The sequence below is a fragment of the Dokdonia sp. R78006 genome (assembly GCF_042466145.1).
GTDB lineage: Bacteria > Bacteroidota > Bacteroidia > Flavobacteriales > Flavobacteriaceae > Dokdonia.
This window is the reverse complement of the sequence record NZ_JAXHBU010000001.1, coordinates 999306-1022255: the sequence shown is the minus strand read 5'-3', so window position 1 is coordinate 1022255 and position 22950 is coordinate 999306. Positions and strand designations below refer to the sequence as shown.

The window sequence follows — 22950 nt, the reverse complement described above, 5'->3', positions numbered from 1 at the left end:
CTATGATTACTATAAACAACTTATCAAAATCATATAGTGGAGTAACAGTTCTTAATCTTGAAGGTTTTGAGATTCCTAAGGGACAATCATTTGGACTCGTAGGTAATAACGGCGCGGGTAAAACAACACTTTTTAGCTGTTTGCTAGATCTTATCCAGCCTACTTCTGGTTATATAGAAAATGGTGGAGTAAAGGTAAATGAAAGTGAAGACTGGAAAACACACACCGCATCTTTTATAGACGAGACTTTTCTCATAGGTTACTTAACACCAGAGGAATACTTTTACTTTATAGGAGACTTGAGAGGCGAGAATAAGGCAGATGTAGATGCGTTACTTGCAACTTTTGAAGATTTCTTTAATGATGAGATTATAGGAAAGCGCAAGTATTTGCGTGATCTCTCTAAGGGAAATCAGAAAAAAGTGGGTATCGTGGCAACGCTTATAGGAAAGCCTGATGTTATTATTCTTGATGAACCTTTTGCAAATCTGGACCCAACTACGCAAATAAGACTCAAAGGAATTATCAAGCAAATGGCCATTGACAAGGAGGTTACAGTACTTGTTTCAAGTCATGACTTACAGCATGTTACAGAAGTTTGTGAGCGTATTGTAGTGCTTGAGAAAGGAGAACTTGTAAAGGACATTATTACCTCACCAGCGACTCTTAAAGAGTTAGAAGGTTATTTTGCTGGTAATGAGGTGATCACAGAGATATAAGTTTTAGGTAAAAAAAAATGGTCACAATAAAGCAACCATTTCCTAAGTTCCCCAACTTAATTGTTCAAACCGTTTAAACGGCTTGAATTGTAAATGTACTAAAGTGCTTGCAATCAATGATGAACATGGGGTAATTTTTATAATAAAAATTCAAACGATTGCGTAAAATGTCTTTTTGCTGCTTATTTGTTGTGAAGAGGATATTTCTTACTAAGTGAATACTATTTAATTACTGATAGAAATCTTCGTTTTTTCAAAAAGAAGCGTATTTTTACGAGCTTCCATACTAATAAAGGTAAATTACAGTTCCTTTTAGTAAAAACAAATAAGGTTTGAAATTACTCTTAAAACGTTTATTCATTACTGGTGTTGTCACACTATCTCTATCGAGTTGTTCTCGTAAGAACGATTCTTTTTTGAGTCGTAACTTCCATGCTGTTACTACAGAGTTTAATACTTTATATAACGGTAATGTAGCCCTTGAAGAAGGCAAAAGCTCGCTCGTGCAAACCTTTAATGATAATTACTGGGATATCTTACCCATTGAGCGTATCGTTTTTGAGGAAAATACGGCACTAGGAGAAGAGAACAGAGATCCTAATTTTCTAAGAGCAGAAGAAAAAGCTATTAAAGCAATACAAAACCATGCTATGAAGATAGATGGTGAGGAGCGTAATCCACAAATGGATGAAGCTTTTCTTCTTTTAGGTAAAGCACGTTATTACGATCAGCAGTTTGTGCCTGCACTAGAGGCCTTTAATTACGTGCTGGCATACTATCCTAAAAGTAATAATATAGCGCAAGCCAAAGTCTGGAAAGAAAAGACGAATATCCGCCTTGAAAATAATGAGGTTGCAATTGCTAACCTTGAGAAAATATTTAAGGTTGAAAATAAATTAAAGGATCAAGACATTGCAGATGCAAAGGCGATGCTTGCTCAAGCATATCTCAATTTAAATAAACTAGATAGTGCTCTTATTTACATTAAAGACGCTTCAAAATTAACTCGTAAATCTGAGGAGAGAGGTCGTTATAATTATATTAAGGGACAACTCTACAATCGTTTAGAAGAAAAGGATAGTGCAAACCTAGCATTCCAAGAAGTAATTGATCTTAATAGAAAGATTCCCCGCAAGTATCACATAAACGCTCATATAGAGCAGATACGTAATTATGATTATCAAGAAGCAGATACTCTGCTTTTGAGAGAGCGATTAGATAAGATGGTACGTAACCGTGAAAACAGACCATTTTTAGATAAAATCTATTATGCAAAGGCAGACTTCTTTATGAAAACAGCAAGAGAAGACTCTGCAATTGTAAATTATAATAAGTCGTTGAGACAAAGTAGTACAGATGATTATTTGCTTTCTAGAGATTACCTAGCACTTGCAGACTATAGTTTTGAGCAAGCCTCTTATAAAATTGCAGGAGCTTATTATGATAGCGTTATAGGTAAGATAAGTGATCGCAGCCGTGAGTATCGTACTATCAAGAAAAAGCGTGAGAATCTAACCGATGTTATAGATTACGAAAACCTTACACAGCGCAATGACAGTATTATAGCGCTTGTTACACTTTCTGAAGATTCACTTACAGCTTATTTCGATAACTATATTGCTCAAATTAAAGCAAAGAAAGCGGCAGATTCTATTGCGCGCATTGATAACATAAGAAACAATGAGTTTTTTAATGCTTCAAGCAGTGGCGGAAGGGCAATAGGAGGTGAGCCAGGAGAATTTTATTTCTATAATGACGTAGCTGTTTCTTATGGGAAACAGTCTTTTGAAAAAAGATGGGGAAAGCGTCGCCTTGTAGATGGGTGGAGATTATCTTCTACACAGTCTGTACCACTCAATTCTGGTACATTGCCAGTAGCCTTAGATAACCCGGAGCTTGATGGTGAGAAGGCGATGACTGCGGCAGATTATATTGCAACCTTACCAAGAGAGAAAACGCAGGTAGATAGTTTATTAAAAGAACGTGACTTTGCATACTTTCAACTAGGGCTTATTTATAAGGAAAAGTTTAAAGAATATCCTTTGGCAGCGCAGCGATTAGAAAAATTGTTAGCTTTTAATCCAGATGAAAAGTTAGTGCTTCCTGCATTATACAATCTCTACCAAGTGTATGGGGCTATGAACGCTTCCGCGAAAGCGAATACTTATAAAAATAAAATCACAACGGAATATCCAGATTCTCGTTATGCTACCCGCATTAATAATCCAGACAAAGCATTAGAAGCCGATGCAGAGTCGCCAGAAGAGGTGTACAAAGGATTATATAAGAGATTCCAAAATCAAAACTTTGCAAATCTTGAGAGTGATTTAAATAAAAGGATAGACCAGTTTTATGGCGATCCATATTTGCCAAAATTTGAATTACTCAAGGCAACAGTCGCTGGTAGATATGAAGGTTATGACGCTTACAAAAAAGGGTTGAGCTATGTAGCACTCACATATCCCCGTACGGAAGAAGGAAAAAAAGCACAAAGCTTACTTCAAAATGCGCTGCCTACCATGAAGTTTGATCAGTTTGATGACGAGGCAATTGCAATTAACTATAAAATAGTCTACCCATTTAATAACAGTAATATTCAAGGAGCAAAGGATTTACAGAAAAAGCTTTTAGAAAGCTTTGATGAGGTGGGTTATACTGAGTTCTCAACCTCCATTGATGTTTATGATGCACAACAATCGTTTGTTGTAGTTCATTTTTTAAGTAGCCGCAGGCAAGCAGAAGGTCTCGTAGAGTTGCTTAGTACTAATAAAGATATTTTGATAACATTACCTAGTATGGTAATCGCTTCAGAGAATTATAAAATAATACAAATGCATAAAAATCTTGATGCCTACAAAGCACAAGATTCAAATTAACTGACTAATTTTTTACCGATGTTTTCAGACAATAAGAAAGGAAAAGGACCTGACCTCACTAACCAGCAGAACCGCATAAGCCAGGGTACAACACTTAAAGGGGATGTTACCTCAGAAGGTGGTTTCCGTATTGATGGAGTTATACATGGTAATATTACATCACCTAATAAAATCGTTATAGGAAAAACAGGTGTGGTCATAGGAACTCTTATTTGTAATGATGCAGATGTAGAAGGTAAAATAGAAGGTAAATTAGAAATCAAAAACCTTCTTTCTATTAAAACAGCTGCTCATATTGAAGGCGAAGTAATTACTGGTAAACTAGCGGTAGAGCCAGGAGCAACCTTTAATGCATCTTGCGTTATGAAGGGAAGCGTAAAATCATTGTCAAATGGCAAAGGAAAAGAAGAACGTTCAGCTTAATAAATGGGTTAAATTTTCCACCATACCTTTCCAGATGGGTGTAACCATCTACTTAGGTAATTTATTAGGAAAATGGCTCGATGTGCGGTATGAGGCAAATTGGCTAGAGACTACAATCACATTATTATCAGTTTTTCTTTCCATTTATATAGTAATCAAAGGAGTAATACAACTTAACAAGTAGTCGTGATAAAAAAATTACTCTTGTATGTAATCATTGCTGTAATCACTTTTTTTATAAGTTACAGCTTGCATAATTACTTGTTAACGTCACTAGATAGCTCTCCTCCTTACAGCTTGAGAGATGTATATATCTTTCATGCTTCATTATCTCTATTTTTTGTTTTAACATTTGAGCTCATAATTTATTTTTTAAAAGAGTTTAAGGATCAAATAGGGTTTTTATACCTAGGATCTATTGTTTTAAAAATGATGCTCTTCTTTGTGATTTTTAGAGAATTGCTGTCTACAAGCTTGCAATTAACAAAGTCAGATAAATTATCATTACTCATTCCTATTGCTATTTTCATAATTTATGAGGTGATGGTGGTTGTTAAAATGCTAAACAGAGCGGATTAATTTTGAAATAATTAAGAAATGCATTTTATTTTCAAGAAAATGAGTATTTTTGCACAAAATTTAAGGTTACGTTATTTATTGAAAATTTAAGAATGAAGGTAGCATCAAAATCAATCACACTTTTAGTATTAGTTTTTGTTCTTAGTATTCCCTTTTACGCTTTCGCGAAAGCGGATGCTGGAAAGACTGGAGAAAAAGGAAATCCGGTTAATACTAAAGAGGAGGTAAAGGCTTATATACAGCATCACTTAAAGGATTCTCACGACTTCCATTTATTCTCAACTTTTGATGATAATGGAGTAGAGCATCACTGGGGCTTTCCACTTCCTGTAATGTTATGGGGAGAAAACGGATTTACTGCGTTTATGTCTTCTGAGTTTCATCATGATGATGAAGGACAGGTAATCGTAACTAAGGGAGAAAGCCGCTTTGTAAAAAATCACGGTCGTATCTATGAACTTGATGCAGGAGCAACAAGTCTTACTTATGATGAAGATCACCACGCTACAAATGCTTCAAAACCTTTTGACCTTTCAATTACAAAAAGTGTTTTTGGTATCTTACTAATCGGACTTTTAATGCTAATCTGGTTCTCAGGACTAGCAAGACAATACAAGAAAAAAAATATCCCAACAGGATTTGCACGAGTACTTGAGCCTCTAGTAATTTACGTGAGAGACGAGATTGCAAAACCAAACATTGGGGAGAGCTACAGAAAATTTACTGGATACCTTCTTACGGTATTCTTCTTTATCTGGATACTTAACCTTGTAGGTTTAATGCCATTTGGCTTTAACGTTACAGGTCAGATCGCGGTAACTGCAGCACTTGCTGTTATTACATTAGTGATTTACGTATTTAGCGGTAACAAGCATTTTTGGGGTCACATGTTATGGATGCCAGGTATACCTTACGTGTTCAGACCATTATTAGGTATTATCGAGCTTGCAGGTACATTGGTTATTAAGCCATTTTCACTGTTAGTACGTTTATTTGCAAACATCACGGCAGGTCACACGGTAGTTATGAGTCTTGTTGCGGTGGGAATCTTATTGCAAGATTCACTTAGCGTTGCAGGTTCTACTATAGTATCATTATTCTTGTCACTATTTATTATGCTCATAGAATTGCTAGTAGCATTTCTACAGGCGTATATATTCACTACATTGTCAGCTCTATTTATTGGTATGGCTGTAGCAGATAATCATCATGACGAGGAGTTACATGATGAGCATGGTGAAACGATAGAGGATACTGAGGTTATTAGAAAGAACTTCACTTAATTAAGAATTTTTATTTGTTTAATTTTTTATATACACTATTATGTCTTTAGCATTAGTACAAGAAGTAGCACCAATGATCCCAAATTTAGTGGGAGCTGGTTTAGTAGTAATTGGAGGTGGTATCGGTCTTGGTAAGATTGGTGGAGCTGCAATGGAAGGAATTGCTCGTCAGCCTGAGGCTGCTGGTAAGATCCAGACTGCGATGATTATCGTTGCTGCACTTTTAGAAGGACTTGCATTTGGTGCCCTAATTTTAGGAGCTTAATCCAAATCAACCTTAAAATTCAACTTCCTGTAACGGTTGGTTACAGGAGTTGAATTTCATTAAACAAAGAATAAAAGAACAAAGAATCACTTTTGAGATGGAACAATTATTAGACAATTTTTCACTTGACCTGTTTGTAAAACAAACAATCCTTTTTTTACTTATCATTTTATTGATGGTAAAATTTGCTTGGAAGCCTATCATGAATGCTCTTAATGAGCGTGAAGAAGGAATACAAGGAGCTCTAGATGCTGCTGAAAAAGCAAAGCTAGACATGCAAAATCTTCAAGCAGATAACGAGAAGCTTTTAAAAGAAGCACGTGCAGAGCGTGAGTCTATGATTAAAGAAGCTCGTGAGATGAAGGCTAAAATGATTGACGATGCTAAGGCAGAAGCAAAACTTGAGGCAGATAAAATGGTATCACAAGCGCAGGCCGCAATCGAAGCTGAGCGTAAGAGCGCTATCGCAGATCTTAAAGGTCAGGTTGCAGCACTATCTGTAGAGATTGCAGAGAAAGTTGTAAAGAGTGAACTTTCAAATAAAGGAAGGCAACTAGAGCTCGTAGATGAGATGCTAGGAAACACGACTTTAAACTAATAGAATTTAAGCGGCCATCACTATGAGTAGAGCAGCAATAAGATATGCAAAAGCAGTACTAGATCTTGCAAAAGATAATGGTACTATTGAGGCAGTTTTAAATGATATGAAATCTGTTACAGCAACGCTAGAAGGAAGTAAAGGTCTTCGCAATGCTCTTAATAGCCCAATTATCAAAACAGACGATAAACGTGCAGTATTACGTCAAGTATTTACAGACGGAACAAAGGAGACTCTTGGTCTTATTGATGTTCTTGTTGATAATAAAAGAGCTAACTTGTTAGGCGGCGTAGCACAAAGCTTTATTACAGAATATAATAAAGCTAATAAAATTGAAGCTGCAACGGTAACAACCGCAGTAGCTTTAACACCAGAGCTAGAAACTAAAGTTTTAGCAAAAGTGACAGCTCTTACTGGAAGTACAAACGTAACCCTAACTAATGTAATCGATGAGAGCATTATAGGTGGTTTTGTGCTACGTGTAGGTGATACGCAATATAATGCGAGTATCGCTAGCCAGTTAGGCAAATTAAAAAGAGAATTTAGTAATAGTTTATAATTCCTATCCTTCTTCTATGAGAAACATTTTTCTAACAGCCGCAGTAATTATTTTGAGTGTAACTTCAGGTTTAGCTCAAAAAATTAAAGTCAAAAAAGACTTTGTTGAAGCAGATAAGGTGCAGGTAGCTAAAATCGAAAAGCTTGGTGTCTCTTATACTTTTACAAGCTTAGATGATGACGCTGAGAAATTTATTGTTGATCATAAAGGTCTCAAAATTTCTGAAGACCTAAGTAAGGAGTGGTTAATTATCAAAAATGCCGACGAGTCTAAGAGAACGGAGGTAGACATGGAATACCTTAGTTTTACAATGAACTTGAAAAAAGGTATAGCTGAGCTTCTTTTTAAGAAATATAAACTTCTTTCAACAGACGGAGTAGAAATTGAAACACTTAATAGTTTTTTAGACGTTGATCGTCCTAATTTAACTAATCAGTATAATGATCTTTTGAAAGGCCAAATTGCTGAAGAAAAAGCGAAGAAGAATGCGCTTGCAAGTATAAATGTAACTGTAGGGGATGATCAAAAAATTCGTGAAGGTTACAAGGGTCCGGATGATTCAAATGTAATTGGATATTACACGGATGAACGTGAAGCATCTACCACAACATTTAGTGTTTATGATTTAGATAATCATAAGGTTGCAATTGCTAGTATTACGGCATTTGGATCTAAGTCAAATAATGTTGAAGTTAATTTACCCTATGAAAAAACAACTTTCAGTTATGTGGCTCAGTCTAGTAATAGAAATAATAATGGTTCTTATTCGACTAGATTTGTTCAAGAGCTTGCTAAGCAATTAGGTGTAAACGGAGTAACACTAGGCCATCAGGTCGAGGAAAAGCGAGAAAATGCACAAATTGCAAGAGGAGAGCAGCTTAAGGCGGCTCGTGTTGAAGCTGTAGAGGCTTATGAAGTAGCTAAAGAAGCTTCAAATAATATTTATGGTGCATCCGGATATATCATCAGTGAAAAAGGTGAACGTGTTGAAGGAGATATCTCTGTAAAATGGACGGATATTCCTGCTCCTGGTGATTGGGATAATGTTGTTGCAATAGGCGGTGAGGATACAGGAAAGAAAGTATCTGTACGTTACAAGAATAAAAAAGGAAAGACTAGATATAAAACTTTTTCTTCAAAAAACGAAGAGCGTTTTTGTCTTACCGTTGATGGAGAAGAGAGTTGTTACATTGGTGCAAAACTTAAAGGAAAAGGCCTAGAGCTTGCTGCGGGAGCAATGAGTTCACTTAGCTTTGATACTTCTGAGTATTATAAAATTATCAAAGAAGATGATAACATTTTAATATTACAAGATGTTGATAATAACGCTTACAGTGTTAAAGTTAAGAAAGAGAAAAAAGGATTTCAATTCAATATCTCAAATGCAGATAAGAATCTTGAAGGTATGAATAAGTATTTTGGAGAGGATTTAGAAGCACTAAAGGATTTAGATTATAGAGAATTAAGTTCAGCAGAAGCTGTAGTTGATTTTTACAATCAAAACATTAAAAAGTAATTACCTTTGTCGCTGCATTAATGCGGTGATAGAGTTTGTATAATTAAACAACGAATATCAATTTTCGCGGAAGCGTAAACCAAATATAAATAGTAATGGCAGAAGTTAAACCAGCAGAAGTTTCGGCAATTTTAAAGAAACAACTTTCAGGTTTTGAAGCAACAGCTTCCCTTGACGAAGTAGGAACAGTATTGACCGTGGGTGATGGTATCGCTCGTATTTACGGACTTGCAAACGCACAGTATGGTGAGCTTGTTGAGTTTGAAAGTGGTCTTGAAGCAATTGTTCTTAACCTTGAAGAAGATAACGTAGGGGTTGTACTCTTAGGTACTTCTTTATCTATTAAAGAAGGTGACACCGTAAAACGTACACAGCGTATCGCATCTATCCAGGTAGGTGAAGGTATTACTGGACGTGTGGTGAACACACTAGGTCTTCCTATTGATGGAAAAGGACCTATCGCTGGACAAACTTATGAGATGCCACTTGAGCGTAAAGCGCCTGGTGTTGTTTTTCGTGAGCCAGTAACAGAGCCATTACAAACAGGAATCAAAGCAATTGACGCGATGATACCAGTAGGTAGAGGGCAGCGTGAGCTTGTAATTGGTGACCGTCAGACAGGTAAGTCTACTGTTTGTATTGACACTATCCTTAACCAAAAAGAATTTTACGATGCTGGTGAGCCAGTACATTGTATATATGTAGCCATCGGGCAAAAAGCTTCTACAGTTGCACTTATTGCAAATGTACTTGAAGAGGCTGGAGCTATGGCTTATACAACGATAGTTGCAGCAAACGCATCAGATCCAGCAGCAATGCAAGTATATGCACCATTTGCAGGAGCAGCGATTGGAGAATATTTTAGAGATACAGGTCGTCCAGCATTAATCATTTATGATGATTTATCTAAGCAAGCAGTTGCCTACCGTGAGGTATCACTTCTTCTTCGTCGTCCACCGGGACGTGAGGCATACCCTGGAGATGTATTTTTCTTACACTCTAGATTACTTGAGCGTGCTGCAAAGGTGATTAATGATGATGCCATTGCAAGAACAATGAATGACCTTCCTGATAGTCTTAAGCCTATCGTAAAAGGAGGAGGATCACTTACTGCACTTCCTATCATTGAGACACAAGCGGGTGACGTATCTGCTTATATCCCTACAAACGTAATTTCTATTACAGATGGGCAAATCTTCTTAGATGGAGATTTATTTAACTCTGGTGTACGTCCAGCTATTAACGTAGGTATCTCGGTATCACGTGTAGGAGGTAACGCACAGATTAAATCAATGAAAAAAGTATCAGGTACTTTAAAACTGGATCAAGCAGCTTTCCGTGAATTGGAAGCGTTTGCAAAGTTTGGTTCTGATCTTGATGCTGCAACCCTTAACGTAATTGAAAAAGGAAAGCGTAACGTAGAGATACTTAAGCAAGCAGAAAATACACCGTTTACAGTAGAGGATCAAATTGCAATTATTTATGCAGGGTCTAAAAACTTACTACGTAACGTACCAGTAAATAAGGTTAAAGAATTTGAAGCAGATTATATCGAATTCTTAAACGCTAAGCATAGAGGTATCCTTGATACACTTAAATCTGGAAAACTTACAGACGAGGTTACAGATACATTAGTAGCTGTTGCAAAAGACCTATCTGCAAAGTATATCTAAGAGTATTTCGCTTTCGCGAAAAATGTAATTCAACAACTCCCGCGCGAGCGGGAGACTTGTCAAAATTAAAGACAAATCGTGATGTTCAAGATGTAATGCTTGAGACTACGGGAATTTAAAGAAGATGGCAAACTTAAAGGAAATAAGAAACAGAATTTCATCGGTATCTTCTACGATGCAGATCACTAGTGCCATGAAAATGGTATCTGCTGCAAAGTTGAAAAAGGCACAAGATGCAATTACAGCAATGCGCCCATATTCTGATAAGCTTACTGAGCTTTTACAGAACTTAAGCGCTACACTAGATGCAGATTCTGGAAGTAAACTTGCAGAAGATCGTGAGATAAAGAAGGTACTTATAGTAGCTATTTCATCAAACAGAGGTCTAGCAGGAGCTTTTAATACAAATATTATCAAAGGTGTTAATGCACGTGTTGCCGCAAAGTATGCTGGTAAAGAAGTGCACTTAGTTACATTAGGAAAAAAAGCTGATGCTATTTTAGCAAAGACTTTTAAGGTAATCGAAAATAACAATGATATTTACGATGATCTTACTTTTGATAATGTAGCCGCAATTGCAGAAGATCTAATGACTCGTTTTGAAGCTGGTGAATACGATCGCATTGACATTATCTACAATAAATTTAAGAACGCAGCAACTCAAATTGTAACTCCAGAGCAGTTTCTACCTATTGTAGCAACCATACAAGAGGAAGCAACAGCAACTGCAGATTATATCTTTGAGCCTTCTAAAGAGGAAATCGTTGAAGGATTAATCCCTAAAGCTTTAAAAACACAACTTTTTAAAGGAATTAGAGATTCTGTGGCATCAGAACACGGTGCGCGTATGACTGCCATGCACAAAGCAACAGACAACGCAACAGAGCTTAGAGATGCGCTTAAATTACAATATAACAAAGCACGTCAAGCTGCTATTACAAACGAGATTTTAGAGATCGTAGGTGGAGCAGAAGCTTTGAATAACTAGTATTGACTTAAATAGTACTATTATAACTTATATAGTAAACCCCAATCGGTAACGGTTGGGGTTTTTTATGCACATCATTTTGGGGTAATAGCGCCTAGGCGCTGCATTTAAATGAAGTCATATCCGCAAGAAATATCTTTACTATCTTTATGGCAAGGGTTTTGAATATAAACTCAAAACAACCAATTATGAAAATGTACAAACTAGTAGCGCTTTTAAGCATAGGATTCTCCTCATTATTACTCACACAATGTAAGTCTACCGCTGTGTCAGATACTCAACAAACTATGGTCCTATCTCAACCAGCTTTTGCATCAAGTCCAGCATATTATAATACGTATGTTGCTGGCATGGCTCAAGGAGGCTCGGGAATAGAGTTCTATTTAGATATAGAAGCATTAGAAGCAAATGTGGTATTAGAAAACGTATATTTTCGCGAAAGCGTAGGAAAAATTATGCGTGGTAGTGATAACTACATTGCTCGCTTTAGAACAGACCAAGGTCCTAATCAAGATCTAGTGATGTCTGATAATGTAGAAGATGAGGCGGTAAATACTCCTCCTGTTCAAAATGACGTATTTCCATTTACATTATCACCATCTGAAGCTGGTATAACTTACCGTGATAATGGAGTGCTTAAATACGCTAAAATCGCGAAGGTTGTAGAGAAAGAAACTAAAGCCTACCCTCGTCAGAAACCACGTGGTGGTCGTAACTAGTTGCTAGTATAATTTCTGTACTTTTGGCTACTTAAATACATAATTATTTGAGTTCTCTTAAAAGCCTTTTCAAACACACCTTTGTGTATGGTCTCGCGACGGTATTACCGCGCGTTCTTACGGCTCTACTCACACGTCTCTATACTGGATATTTACCAGACAAGGAGGCCTTTGGAGAAGTGACTATCGTATTTTCTTATGTGATGATACTCAACGTGCTTCTTACGTATGGTATGGAAACAGCTTTTTTTAGATTTTTTAATGATGATAAGTATAGTGCTAAGACGCTATCTACATCCCTTATAGCCTTACTGGTTTCTACAGTTGCATTCACGATTATAGCATTTTTGGGTATTGATACGCTATCACAAATCTCAGATGTACCTGCTACGTACTGGCGATGGGTCATCCTCATTATTGCATTTGATACGCTTACCGTAATCCCTTTTGCATACATGAGAGCGCAAAAGAAGTCGGGAACATATGCATTTATAAAATTGCTCAATGTTGTAATCTCAACAGGACTCTCTGTAATATTACTAGTATGGCTACCTGGTTTAGATGGTGTTTCTAGTTGGTTACCTTCAGATAAGATAGAGCTCGTTTTCATAGCACTTTGTTTACCAAGTGTGCTCACTTTTTTAATCGTGATCAAGCCATATTTTGTAAAGTGGTCTTTTGATGTAAACTTGTGGAAGAAGATGGTTACGTATGGAACACCTGTTTTACTGGCAGGCTTAGCTTTTACGATCAATGAATCTTTTGATAAAATCCTCTTGGAAAAATTACTACCAGAAGACATCGCCAAAGGGGAAGTGGCTATTTATGGCGCCTGCTATAAATTATCTATTGGTATGACACTGTTTGCTACTGCATTTAGAATAGGGATTGAACCTTTCTTTTTTAGCGAAGCAAAAAATGAAAATGCACAAGTCATGTATGCTCAGATTACAAAGGCATTCGTAGTCTTAGGCTCCATTGCATTATTTGCTTATGTGGTCCTCGTAGACGTTGTAAAAGTGATTTTGTTAGATGGAGAAGAATATTGGGAAGGCATGTACATCGTGCCACTCATTCTCGTAGCATACCTGTTTTTTGGAATTTATCAAACGCTGTCCGTATGGTATAAAGTGACAGATAAAACTCGATATGGTGCATACATTTCTGTAGGCGGTGCCATTCTCACTATCGTTATAAATGTAACGTTGATACCTAGAATAGGATATCTCGCCAGTGCTATTGCTACCTGTAGTGCTTATGGATTAATGATGGTTGTATCTTATCTCATGGGACGCAAACATTTAGCAGTTCCTTATGATGTAAAAAATATACTTTTGTATCTAGTCATGAGTATTACATTTTCTTGTGTGTTCTTCTATGGTTTTAGAGATTATTTTGGTGTTGGGAGCTTGCCATTGTATCTTGTAGGAGTCGGTATGATTGTAGTTTTAATAGGCTTTATTAGCTTTCGCGAAAAAGAGCTTTTATTAAGATTGTTGAAAAGAAAATAAAGTCAACTCTTAGTTTAATAAAAACACCGCAGTTGCGGAATTGAAATAGATTATAATGAAGATTAAAGTAATTAATAAAAGTGCACACGCACTTCCTCACTATGAAACCATTGCTAGTGCAGGAATGGATTTACGTGCAAATATTACAGAGTCAATCACGATAGGATCATTAGAAAGAGCCATTGTTCCTACAGGAATATTTATGGAACTTCCTATAGGTGTTGAGGCACAGGTAAGACCACGTAGCGGACTAGCTGCCAAAAAAGGAATCACCGTACTCAATGCTCCAGGAACCATAGATGCAGATTATAGAGGAGAAGTAGGAGTAATTCTTGTAAACCTTTCTAATGAGCCGTTTACAATTGAAAATGGTGAACGCATTGCACAAATGGTCATAGCAAAGCACGAGCAAGGACAATGGGAAGAAGTTACAGAACTTTCAACTACAGATCGTGGTCAAGGCGGTTTTGGGAGTACAGGAGTAAAATAAATTCCTACGTAGGTAAGAATTGCTCTCTCTAAAAGCAATAAGTATTAAATTCCATGTAAATGGAATAAATAAAGATTTATAAAAGATGAAGATAATAGTACCAATGGCCGGACTCGGCTCGAGATTAAGACCACATAGTTTAACAATACCTAAACCACTTATTCCTGTTGCAGGAGCACCTATCGTGCATCGTTTAGTGCGTGATATTGCAAAAATTTTAAAGCAACCAGTAGACGAGATTGCTTTTATACTTGGTGATCCTACATTTTTTGGGGATGCTGTAATTGCACAACTTGAGGAACTTGCACAAAGCCTTGGTGCAAAAGCATCTATTTATCGTCAGGGAGCGCCATTAGGAACTGGTCACGCAATCATGAGTGCAGAGCCTTCTTTAACCGGTCCTGCGGTAATTGCATATGCAGATGCATTAATACGTGCAGACTTAGAGCTAGATCCAAAGGCAGATAGTGTTATATGGACTAAGAAAGTCCCTAATCCTGAGGCTTACGGAGTTGTAAAACTTAATGACAAAGAAGAAATTGTAGAGCTTGTAGAGAAGCCAGAAACATTTGTATCTGATCAAGCCGTTATAGGGATATATTATTTTAAGGATGTAGCCGTTCTTAAAGAGAAGCTTCAAGAAGTGTTAGATGAAAATCTAATGAATGGAGGTGAATACCAGATTAACGATGGTATTAAGAAAATGATGGCCGAAGGTCGTATTTTCAAAACGGGAACCGTTACAGAGTGGATGGATTGTGGTAATAAAGAAGTAGCTATAGATACTAATTCTAAGATGTTACAGTTCTTACACGATGAAAAAGAAGAGCAACTAATTGCAGACTCTGTGGTAAATGAGAATTCAACTATTATTGAACCTTGTTTTATAGGTGAAAACGTAGTTCTTAAAAATTGTACTATAGGTCCGGGTGTTGCGATAGGGGCTGGCACAACTATTGAAGATAGTACGATAAGCCATAGCTTGATCCAGAAGGATAGCCTTATTAAAAATGCACATTGGACCGAAGCCATGATAGGTAACAAAGTACAGTATAATGGAGAGCACACGCGTGTAAGTCTTGGAGATTACACAGTGATGAAATAATATAAAGTGATGAACAAAGGGATTTACATACTCATATTAACGGTGTTTTTTACGCTTTCGCGAAAGCGTATGAACGCACAGCAACCGCAAGAGGTAACACCTTTTGCAGATGAGAATGTGGATGACTTAGGTGATGTGTCAGATGCTTTTCAAACTGCTTTTTTTGAAGCTCTTAAGCAAAAGGGGATTGAAAATTATGAACGCGCCATCACATCATTAAATAAGTGTATCGCTGTAGAACCTGAGCTTGCCATATTATATTTTGAGAGAGGGAAAAATCAAGTATTTCTCAAAAATTATGATGAGGCTGCCTCAGATTTTAATACTTACTTAGATATCAAACCTAATGATGTAGATGTTTTAGAGGCATTATATGAAGTTCACTTTCAGCAGCAAGATTATGATGCAGCAGCTACTACAGTAAAAAAGCTTATAGGGTTTGATGTGCAGTACAAGGAAGATCTTGCACGCATCTATACAAGTACGAAGCGATACGAAGAAGCTCTTGACCTCATTGAAGAGCTAGATGATGAGATAGGAAGTGACATATATCGAGATCGATTAAAGAGCAAATTATATGCGCTTTCTGGTAATACAAATAGACAGGTAAAGGAGATAGAACAGAATATTGCTTCTAATCCAAAGAGCGAGGCAGAGTACCTCAAACTTATATTACTGTACAGTGAGCAAGGGGACACGCAAAAGGCATACGAAACTGCACTTGAGCTACAAAAGGTAAATCCTTATGCAGACGAAGTGCACTTAGCTTTATACAAGTTCAACCTTAATGATGGGAAGATAGATGAAGCAATTGCTTCTATGCAAAAGGTACTTGAGAGTACGCGTATGAGTCCGCCAGCAAAGCATCGCGTGCTTAATGATTTTGTACTCTTTGTAAATAGAAATCCTAAGTACGAGCCGGAGCTAGAGCAAGCTATTGCAATTTTTGACACGCAAGTAGTAGATGCAAATATTTATCAAGAGCTAGCTACGTATTACATTCAAAAAGGAAATAAAGCGAAGGCATTGCCATACCTTATTAAGGCGTTAGATAGTGAGCCAGAAAATCTCGAACTTATAAAAAACACAAGTTTATTATTGCTAGACGCAGGTGATTTTGAAAAAGTAGAAGATGTAGTGGCAGATGGTCTTGATTTATATCCGTCGCAGCCGTTATTGTATCTTACTTATGGCGTGGCATTAAATAAACAAGGTAAGTTCAAAGCTGCTATTGATCAGCTGGAACTGGGTGTAGATTATATTATTGAAGATTTGATTATGGAGATGGACTTTTACAAGCAACTAGGTGATGCACACACTGGTGATGGAGATGCTGCAAAAGCAGCTCGTTATTACAGCAAAGTAAAAGAACTTAAAGCACAAGGAAATTAATGAAGAAGCTAGGCTACATATTATTAGTAATAGTGCTCGCAAGTTGCGGTGGTGCAAAGAAAGTTACTACTACAGAGACAGTAGAAGATATTTCTTCTAAGCGTCTTGTAAAGGAATATTATAATAATGCGATAGATTTTACAACTTTTGATGCTCGTACAAAAATTAAGTACAGAGATAAAAAAGGAACAAAGCCTACAGTTACTCTTACTATCCGTATTGAAAAGGATAAACAAATCTGGATGAACGCATCTTTGATAGGCTTTTCTGGTGCTCGTGCTTTAATAACACCACAAAAAGTGCAGTTTTATGATAAGCTCAACAATCAATACTTTGACGGTGACTTTGCATTTTTAAGTCAGTATCTCGGTGTAGAAATAGACTTTTTCCAACTGCAGCGTTTACTCACTGGGCAAACTGTTTATGATTTGAGAGAAGGGAAGTATACATTTAAGGAAACTCAAAATGGCTACGAGGTTACCCCAAGAAAGCAACTTGATGAAGTGAATTTATTCTTTGGGATTAATACTCAAAACTTTGTTACTCAAGAACAACGTATAGAGCAAAAGGATAATGGAGGATCACTTGATATTGCATATGGTGATTATAAAGAAGTAGGAAATAAGATCTTTCCTTACTTGCTAGATATCCTTGCAGATGATGGTAAGAACCAGTCTCAAGTGCAAATAGAGTATCGCGATATAGATTTAAACGGAGAGGTACGCATGCCATTTTCTATTCCTTCTGGATACCAAGAAATCAAGCTCAATGCAAAAAAGTAAGTTAGCATACATCTTTATTGTAAGCTGTTTCTTGACGTTATTTATGTCACAAGCAGCCTTTGGGCAGTCTGCAAAGCAAAGACAGCTAGAACAGCGCAGAGAGTCTCTTAAAAAGGAAATGCAACAGTTGCAACGCTTGCGCGAAACAAATAAAAAGAAAGAAGTTTCCATCCTCACACAAGTAGAAGACCTTGACACAAAAATTAGACTTAGGTCAGATCTTATCAAGGTCACTAATAGTCAGGCTAATTTACTTACTCGGGAGATTAATGAGAACCTCGAGAAAATGGAAAACCTACGCAAGGAACTTACCATACTCAAAGATGACTATAGTGATATGATTCGTAAGTCTTATAAAAGTAAGAGCGGTCAAAGTAAGATTATGTTCCTCTTATCTAGTGAGAGCTTCAAGCAAGCATATAAGCGTACGCAATACATGAAGCAGTATGCAAATTATCGCAAGAAGCAAGGCTTGCAGATTAAGGAGCGCACCACACTCATTCAAGAAACAAATAAGAAGCTGGTTAAACAAAAAGGCGATAAGGAAGCCCTTATTGCAGAGAATCGTATAGCTAGACGAGAGCTCGATAAAGAGAAGGAACGTCAAGATGAACTTGTGAAAGAGATTCGTAAAAAATCCAGTAGCTACATAGCTCAGATTAAAACGAAACAACAAGAGGCAGATCGTATAGACAGGCAAATAGATAAACTCATTGCAGATGCTATTGCAGCGAGTAATAAAAAAGCTGGAAAGTCGGCTAGCAGTAAGACATTTGCAATGACTCCTGCAGAGGTTGCACTAGCCAAAGAGTTTTCTGGAAACAAAGGAAGATTAATATGGCCAGTAGTGCGAGGTAGAGTCACTCGTCGCTTTGGTAAATCTGCACACCCTACGCTTCCTGGTATTACACTTACTAATAGTGGTGTAGATATTGAGACAGAACCAGACGCAGCTGTGAGAGCTGTGTTTGCAGGAGAGGTTACTCAAATACAAGATATGCAAGGAGGTACTATTACTGTTTTTATACGTCATGGAGATTATCTCACTGTCTATACAAACCTTAAGAGTATCAAGGTGAAGCAGGGCGACCAAGTTTCTTTTAAACAAGAAATAGGTCAAGTCACGCGCAATGCCTTCAGCGGTAAGAGTGTTCTTAAATTTTCGGTGCGTAAAAACACTTCAAAGCTCAACCCATCAGACTGGGTACTTAATATGTAATGTTCTTTTTTTACGCTTTCGCGAAAGCGTACTTTGCCTAATTAACTTTAGCACAACCATAACACTTTTTAATACTCTCTTATTACAATAAAGCGCTCATTAAAAGTAATTTAGTGGTGAACTTAAAAAGAGAAGATTATGAACAGCACAGAACTAGAAGGAAAGTGGAATCAAGTAAAAGGGGATTTTAAACAGAAATACGGAAAGCACTTTGACGACGACGAGACATTTGCAGATGGAAAATTTGATGAAGTTGTAGGTCGTATCCAAGAAAAAACTGGAAAAACCAAAGAAGCTATTAAAGAAGAAGTAGAAAAGTGGTAATAACCACAAGCATAAAAAAAGCCTCCAATTGGAGGCTTTTTTTGTGTTATATAAATAAAGCTTTAAGCTCTGTTGCGTCTTCTGGTTTCATCTTACCAGCGAGCACAAGTGATAGTTGCTTACGTCGCAGTGCGGCGTCATATCGTTTCTTCTCAAGATCAGACTCTGGAGTTACTTGTGGTACTAAAACTGGGATTCCTTGTTCATCTACGGCAACAAAGGTATAAATTGCTTCATTAGCCTGCGATTTTAAGCCGCTCTCACGGTCTTCTATCCACACATCAATCACTATCTCCATAGAGGTTCTAAAAGCGCGAGAAATCTTTGCTTCTACAGTTACTACACTTCCTAGAGGAACCATGCGGTTAAAGGCTACGTGGTTTACAGATGCAGTTACTACAATACGACGAGAGTGTCTTCTTGCAGCAATACTTGCAGCTCTATCCATACGAGCGAGTAACTCACCTCCAAAGAGATTACCCAAAGGGTTAGTCTCACTAGGTAGTACTAAATCTGTTAGTGTTGTTTTTGAATCAGTAGGCGTACGTGCTTGCATTACATTTCAATTTTGGCGCAAAGGTACGTCAAACTCGAAAGGTTAAAAATGAAAATCTAATAAAGGATTATTCCATTTCTTGCACAAGAAGCCACGCTTCCTTATTATCTGTACTGCGTATAGACTTTAATGCGGCAAGAGCTTCTTGAGAGTCTGTATAGCTTCCATACACTACTTGATGAAGGCCATATTTGTTAGTTCCTATCTTGCGAGCCTTAAAACCTTGTTCTGTAAGTTGGTCCACACGTGTTTGTGCATTTTCTTCCATACGGAAAGCTCCTGCAACAATATGATAGCTTCCTACAGGCTTCGTAAGTGATAGCTTAATCGCTGGTAGCGGATTAGGTATCTCAAAAGTAGCTTCTTGAATTTTATCTTCTAGTTGCTTTTCTGCCTCTTGATGAGAAACATAGTTATGCTGCTCTACATCTTTTACATAGTTAAATCCTACAGCGCCTATAAGGCCAAAAGTTATTACAGCTGCAGCTGCATACTTCATCCACGAGCTCGTTGCCTTGCGTTCTGGAGTGAAAGCTATAGGAGTTGTGCTTTCTAGAGCAGTAACTTCTTCTTTGTACACTTCTCTTAAAATCTCTGGAGAGGTAAATGAAGAAAGACCAAAAGAATCTGTAAGATAATTAAGGTGGTATGATGGCTCAAATTGTAACCTGCTTTCTGTGTCTAGAGAAAGAGTACCTATGTTTGATAGTGTTTGTGCTTCTCCCTTGTGAAGACTGTCAAAAAGAAAACGCACGTATGTTTTAATACGAGTACTCGCTTCCTCATGAGGGATCATCTCAGTTTTAGAAATATAATTTGCTAGCAATCCATCGCTATCTGTAAGTTGCGCGTTAAAAGAAAGTTTCTTCTTAGGCGGGTAGAAGGCATGGGTTGTTGAGTGAATCTGTGCACTCTGGATTTGAGTCAAAAACGCCCCAAAACCAGGTAATATCACACATTCATATCTATATAATAAATCGCTTATGTACTGATCTAACTGCATAATTCAAAATTAATCAAAATGCACAACCCTCCAAGATTTAGTGATTTATTTTATTAACAGATATAATAGTTGTTACTTAGATGTCTTAAAATCAACAGTTAATGTCCGAAAAAGAATTGCTTTCCTTGCTTACATTACAACATACTCCTAATCTAGGTGATGGTACCATCAAGAAATTAATACAACAATTTGGGAGTGCAGAGGAGGTACTAAAACAGCCTAAAACCACGCTTCTCAAAATAGATGGGATAGGAAATCATAAACTTAGTGCCTTCGGTGAGGAGAAGTATTACGCTTTCGCGAAAGAAGAACTTTCATTCATTCAGTCTAATGATATTAAGGCAACTACCTACACAGACCCAGACTATCCGCAGCGATTGAAATATTGTATAGACGGACCAGTCGTACTTTTTTCTAGAGGAAACATTAACTGGAATAATCCGCGCATCATTAGTATTGTGGGCACTCGTAAGATTACCACTTATGGTGAGCAATTTTTGAAAAAGTTCATAAAAGAGATAGCTCCGCTTAATCCGCTTATTATTTCGGGATTTGCTTATGGAGTGGATATTACAGCTCATAAAGCGTGTATTGACCACGGTTTACAAAACATAGGCGTACTTGCTCACGGCCTCAATCAAGTGTATCCTAAAGTACACAGCAAGTATATGAGCGGAGTAGAAGCAAACGGTGGTTTTGTTACAGATTTCTGGAGTCGTAGTAGTTTTGTGCATACTAACTTCTTGCAGCGCAATCGGATTATAGCAGGCCTCTCTGAAGCGACTATTGTGATTGAATCTGCAGAGAAAGGAGGATCACTTGTAACGGCAGATTTTGCAAATGGCTACAATCGTGATGTATTTGCGGTACCTGGACGTGCAGACGATAAGCAAAGTTTAGGATGTAATAATCTCATCAAGCAGCAACGAGCAAATCTCATGACAAGCGCAGCCGACCTCGTGTATATTCTCAACTGGAAACTAGAAGAAAAGCAGCAGCCAGCCATTCAAAAACAACTTTTTGTAGAACTCACAGAAGAAGAAAAGGTAGTGTGGCGATTCCTTAACGAGAATGGAAAAGAGCTTATGGATATTATTGCTCTCAACTGCAAGCTACCCACTTTTAAAATCGCGAGTATATTATTGCAAATGGAACTCAAAGGAGTGGTTAGACCTTTGCCTGGGAAGTTGTTTGAGTTGACGTAATCTTTGAAATATTTTAAGAGGTTTGGTTATGAGTTAGTTGCTCTCATCGTAAGTGAGTACTTTATATATAATGCACTTTTAAGAGGTTGAGAACATTTTCGCGAAAGCGAAATTAAAACATAATCAACTAATAATTAGATATTTATATTTTTGGCACGCCGTTTGAATACTGTTAAGGGAATCAAAAAACAAACAGTATGAAAACGATCAAAAAATTATTTGCAGTAGCGCTTATCGCAGCTCTATTTACTTCTTGTTATACAGAAGAGATCGTAGTAGTAGATCCTTATGTTGAAGTAGATAATGGACCTTCACTTAATCAAGTGTTGAGTCAGTATGAAATATTTTATGTAGATATCGATGCCTCTTCTGGTAATCTTACCGTACCATTTTTACAAAAGGCATTTACAGTATCCTTTAGAAACGGAACCATCTTTGCAAACAATAACTTATCTGGTTTAGGTCAGAATGGTGGAGGATTTGGTATTGATGTGGGAGCATATGACACTTTTGGGTATGAGCTAGATGCTTATCATGACCTGGATGGAGATTATTCATTTGATGTGCGTGTTTTATCTGGTAATGAGATAGAGTTATTTCACCCGTCTACAGGAGCAGTATATATTCTAGTAGGATACCAACGTAGCACTTTTGACTATGACTTGGTTTTCTATAACAACATCCACTACTTCTTGCAAGAATTTGAAGCTTGGGAAAAAATATATACCAGTGAAGAAGGAGCAATAAACCCATTTGATAATGAGAATTTCTTACAGTTTTTACCTGCGGGACAGTCTGGAAACTTTAGAAGCTCTGAAGATGGAAACGGAACATCTACAAATAACATTTTTTGGGACTATGATGGAATCTATGATGTAAATGATGTGCCTGGAGATTTCTACTTGAAGACTTTAACATTAGATTATAATTTTCCAGACAATGAGTTCTTTGACCTTACCGTTATTGATGATGAAACGATAGAGCTGTATCAAGTAAATACGGGAACTACTTACCAGTTTAGAGGTAGAGGGTATATCCAGTTTAGAACAGCAACAGATGGAAAGAGTAAAAATGCGCCGAAACTTCGTAAGAAAACGGCAGACATTAAAGCAGAAATAAAAGCGCTTACCGCAAAGAAAGCAGCAGCGCTTAAAAAGTAATAATC

The 22950-nt window shown here is 37.2% G+C and carries 24 protein-coding genes; 22 read left to right on the top strand and 2 right to left on the bottom strand.

The features are described 5' to 3' along the window. The first annotated feature begins 2 nt into the window (after window positions 1-2). From SJY37_RS04650 to SJY37_RS04555, 20 genes are all read left to right on the top strand, one after another. Window positions 3-719 (top strand): ABC transporter ATP-binding protein, encoded by a 717-nt coding sequence (locus SJY37_RS04650; protein ID WP_298323481.1) that lies wholly within the window; start codon window positions 3-5, stop codon window positions 717-719. A 332-nt stretch (window positions 720-1051) separates the two neighbouring features. Continuing rightward, window positions 1052-3595 carry a hypothetical protein gene (locus tag SJY37_RS04645; RefSeq protein WP_298323483.1) on the top strand — a complete coding sequence of 848 codons (2544 nt, stop codon included), beginning with the start codon at window positions 1052-1054 and terminating at the stop codon, window positions 3593-3595. 18 nt (window positions 3596-3613) lie between these two features. Continuing rightward, window positions 3614-4018: a polymer-forming cytoskeletal protein gene (locus tag SJY37_RS04640; protein WP_298323485.1), complete on the top strand. Its 405-nt coding sequence runs from the start codon at window positions 3614-3616 to the stop codon at window positions 4016-4018. Further along, complete coding sequence (locus SJY37_RS04635) at window positions 3987-4202, top strand: AtpZ/AtpI family protein (protein WP_144782510.1); 216 nt, start codon at window positions 3987-3989, stop codon at window positions 4200-4202. Before SJY37_RS04640 ends, SJY37_RS04635 begins: the two co-directional genes overlap by 32 nt. Before the next feature lie 2 nt (window positions 4203-4204). Then, window positions 4205-4597: a DUF6168 family protein gene (locus SJY37_RS04630; RefSeq protein WP_144782508.1), complete on the top strand. Its 393-nt coding sequence runs from the start codon at window positions 4205-4207 to the stop codon at window positions 4595-4597. A gap of 92 nt (window positions 4598-4689) precedes the next feature. Next, the gene (gene atpB / locus SJY37_RS04625; RefSeq protein WP_379952858.1) at window positions 4690-5880 is read left to right on the top strand and encodes a F0F1 ATP synthase subunit A; all 1191 of its coding nucleotides are present in this window, start codon (window positions 4690-4692) and stop codon (window positions 5878-5880) included. A gap of 40 nt (window positions 5881-5920) precedes the next feature. Beyond that, entirely contained in the window at window positions 5921-6145 is a 225-nt protein-coding gene (atpE, locus tag SJY37_RS04620; RefSeq protein WP_013750716.1) for an ATP synthase F0 subunit C, read from the top strand. Between the two features lie 97 nt (window positions 6146-6242). After that, window positions 6243-6743 (top strand): F0F1 ATP synthase subunit B, encoded by a 501-nt coding sequence (locus SJY37_RS04615; protein WP_298323493.1) that lies wholly within the window; start codon window positions 6243-6245, stop codon window positions 6741-6743. A 22-nt stretch (window positions 6744-6765) separates the two neighbouring features. After that, complete coding sequence (gene atpH / locus SJY37_RS04610; RefSeq protein ID WP_298323495.1) at window positions 6766-7302, top strand: ATP synthase F1 subunit delta; 537 nt, start codon at window positions 6766-6768, stop codon at window positions 7300-7302. A gap of 16 nt (window positions 7303-7318) precedes the next feature. Then, entirely contained in the window at window positions 7319-8818 is a 1500-nt protein-coding gene (locus SJY37_RS04605; protein ID WP_379952857.1) for a hypothetical protein, read from the top strand. 95 nt (window positions 8819-8913) lie between these two features. Then, window positions 8914-10491: a F0F1 ATP synthase subunit alpha gene (gene atpA, locus SJY37_RS04600; protein WP_298323499.1), complete on the top strand. Its 1578-nt coding sequence runs from the start codon at window positions 8914-8916 to the stop codon at window positions 10489-10491. A 124-nt stretch (window positions 10492-10615) separates the two neighbouring features. After that, window positions 10616-11479, top strand: a complete 864-nt coding sequence (atpG, locus tag SJY37_RS04595) for an ATP synthase F1 subunit gamma (protein WP_379952856.1) — start codon at window positions 10616-10618, stop codon at window positions 11477-11479. Window positions 11480-11667: 188 nt separating this feature from the next. Further along, window positions 11668-12198: a hypothetical protein gene (locus tag SJY37_RS04590; RefSeq protein WP_379952855.1), complete on the top strand. Its 531-nt coding sequence runs from the start codon at window positions 11668-11670 to the stop codon at window positions 12196-12198. Between the two features lie 47 nt (window positions 12199-12245). Next, window positions 12246-13709 (top strand): lipopolysaccharide biosynthesis protein, encoded by a 1464-nt coding sequence (locus tag SJY37_RS04585; RefSeq protein ID WP_379952854.1) that lies wholly within the window; start codon window positions 12246-12248, stop codon window positions 13707-13709. A gap of 55 nt (window positions 13710-13764) precedes the next feature. Continuing rightward, the gene (gene dut / locus SJY37_RS04580) at window positions 13765-14199 is read left to right on the top strand and encodes a dUTP diphosphatase (RefSeq protein WP_379952853.1); all 435 of its coding nucleotides are present in this window, start codon (window positions 13765-13767) and stop codon (window positions 14197-14199) included. An 85-nt stretch (window positions 14200-14284) separates the two neighbouring features. After that, a complete protein-coding gene (locus SJY37_RS04575) occupies window positions 14285-15304 on the top strand; it encodes a sugar phosphate nucleotidyltransferase (protein WP_379952852.1) in 1020 nt (339 codons plus the stop codon). A 9-nt stretch (window positions 15305-15313) separates the two neighbouring features. Beyond that, window positions 15314-16696: a tetratricopeptide repeat protein gene (locus SJY37_RS04570; protein ID WP_379952851.1), complete on the top strand. Its 1383-nt coding sequence runs from the start codon at window positions 15314-15316 to the stop codon at window positions 16694-16696. Continuing rightward, window positions 16696-17478 carry a DUF4292 domain-containing protein gene (locus SJY37_RS04565; protein WP_379952850.1) on the top strand — a complete coding sequence of 261 codons (783 nt, stop codon included), beginning with the start codon at window positions 16696-16698 and terminating at the stop codon, window positions 17476-17478. Before SJY37_RS04570 ends, SJY37_RS04565 begins: the two co-directional genes overlap by 1 nt. Then, window positions 17465-18697 (top strand): murein hydrolase activator EnvC family protein, encoded by a 1233-nt coding sequence (locus tag SJY37_RS04560; RefSeq protein ID WP_379952849.1) that lies wholly within the window; start codon window positions 17465-17467, stop codon window positions 18695-18697. Before SJY37_RS04565 ends, SJY37_RS04560 begins: the two co-directional genes overlap by 14 nt. A gap of 138 nt (window positions 18698-18835) precedes the next feature. Beyond that, window positions 18836-19021, top strand: coding sequence for a CsbD family protein (locus SJY37_RS04555; protein WP_013750728.1), 186 nt, complete (start codon window positions 18836-18838; stop codon window positions 19019-19021). 46 nt (window positions 19022-19067) lie between these two features. On the opposite strand, the gene SJY37_RS04550 is transcribed toward SJY37_RS04555, so the two are convergent. Further along, the gene (locus SJY37_RS04550) at window positions 19068-19577 is read right to left on the bottom strand and encodes an acyl-CoA thioesterase (RefSeq protein ID WP_108877412.1); all 510 of its coding nucleotides are present in this window, start codon (window positions 19575-19577) and stop codon (window positions 19068-19070) included. A 67-nt stretch (window positions 19578-19644) separates the two neighbouring features. Further along, window positions 19645-20580, bottom strand: coding sequence for an SPOR domain-containing protein (locus SJY37_RS04545; protein WP_298323517.1), 936 nt, complete (start codon window positions 20578-20580; stop codon window positions 19645-19647). Window positions 20581-20681: 101 nt separating this feature from the next. Between SJY37_RS04545 and dprA the strand changes: the two genes are divergently transcribed. Both dprA and SJY37_RS04535 read left to right on the top strand, forming a co-directional pair. Continuing rightward, a complete protein-coding gene (gene dprA / locus SJY37_RS04540; RefSeq protein ID WP_379952848.1) occupies window positions 20682-21785 on the top strand; it encodes a DNA-processing protein DprA in 1104 nt (367 codons plus the stop codon). A 197-nt stretch (window positions 21786-21982) separates the two neighbouring features. Then, the gene (locus tag SJY37_RS04535) at window positions 21983-22945 is read left to right on the top strand and encodes a nicotinic acid mononucleotide adenyltransferase (protein ID WP_298323521.1); all 963 of its coding nucleotides are present in this window, start codon (window positions 21983-21985) and stop codon (window positions 22943-22945) included. Window positions 22946-22950: the final 5 nt, after the last annotated feature.

Bases quoted from the DNA above. Each gene is read 5' to 3' on its own strand.
- SJY37_RS04650 (WP_298323481.1), top strand. From the start codon at position 3: ATGATTACTATAAACAACTTATCAAAATCATATAGTGGAGTAACAGTT.
- SJY37_RS04640 (WP_298323485.1), top strand. From the start codon at position 3,614: ATGTTTTCAGACAATAAGAAAGGAAAAGGACCTGACCTCACTAACCAG.
- SJY37_RS04635 (WP_144782510.1), top strand. From the start codon at position 3,987: ATGGCAAAGGAAAAGAAGAACGTTCAGCTTAATAAATGGGTTAAATTT.
- atpB (WP_379952858.1), top strand. From the start codon at position 4,690: ATGAAGGTAGCATCAAAATCAATCACACTTTTAGTATTAGTTTTTGTT.
- atpE (WP_013750716.1), top strand. From the start codon at position 5,921: ATGTCTTTAGCATTAGTACAAGAAGTAGCACCAATGATCCCAAATTTA.
- SJY37_RS04615 (WP_298323493.1), top strand. From the start codon at position 6,243: ATGGAACAATTATTAGACAATTTTTCACTTGACCTGTTTGTAAAACAA.
- atpH (WP_298323495.1), top strand. From the start codon at position 6,766: ATGAGTAGAGCAGCAATAAGATATGCAAAAGCAGTACTAGATCTTGCA.
- SJY37_RS04605 (WP_379952857.1), top strand. From the start codon at position 7,319: ATGAGAAACATTTTTCTAACAGCCGCAGTAATTATTTTGAGTGTAACT.
- atpA (WP_298323499.1), top strand. From the start codon at position 8,914: ATGGCAGAAGTTAAACCAGCAGAAGTTTCGGCAATTTTAAAGAAACAA.
- atpG (WP_379952856.1), top strand. From the start codon at position 10,616: ATGGCAAACTTAAAGGAAATAAGAAACAGAATTTCATCGGTATCTTCT.
- SJY37_RS04590 (WP_379952855.1), top strand. From the start codon at position 11,668: ATGAAAATGTACAAACTAGTAGCGCTTTTAAGCATAGGATTCTCCTCA.
- dut (WP_379952853.1), top strand. From the start codon at position 13,765: ATGAAGATTAAAGTAATTAATAAAAGTGCACACGCACTTCCTCACTAT.
- SJY37_RS04575 (WP_379952852.1), top strand. From the start codon at position 14,285: ATGAAGATAATAGTACCAATGGCCGGACTCGGCTCGAGATTAAGACCA.
- SJY37_RS04570 (WP_379952851.1), top strand. From the start codon at position 15,314: ATGAACAAAGGGATTTACATACTCATATTAACGGTGTTTTTTACGCTT.
- SJY37_RS04565 (WP_379952850.1), top strand. From the start codon at position 16,696: ATGAAGAAGCTAGGCTACATATTATTAGTAATAGTGCTCGCAAGTTGC.
- SJY37_RS04560 (WP_379952849.1), top strand. From the start codon at position 17,465: ATGCAAAAAAGTAAGTTAGCATACATCTTTATTGTAAGCTGTTTCTTG.
- SJY37_RS04555 (WP_013750728.1), top strand. From the start codon at position 18,836: ATGAACAGCACAGAACTAGAAGGAAAGTGGAATCAAGTAAAAGGGGAT.
- SJY37_RS04550 (WP_108877412.1), bottom strand. From the start codon at position 19,577: ATGCAAGCACGTACGCCTACTGATTCAAAAACAACACTAACAGATTTA.
- SJY37_RS04545 (WP_298323517.1), bottom strand. From the start codon at position 20,580: ATGCAGTTAGATCAGTACATAAGCGATTTATTATATAGATATGAATGT.
- dprA (WP_379952848.1), top strand. From the start codon at position 20,682: ATGTCCGAAAAAGAATTGCTTTCCTTGCTTACATTACAACATACTCCT.
- SJY37_RS04535 (WP_298323521.1), top strand. From the start codon at position 21,983: ATGAAAACGATCAAAAAATTATTTGCAGTAGCGCTTATCGCAGCTCTA.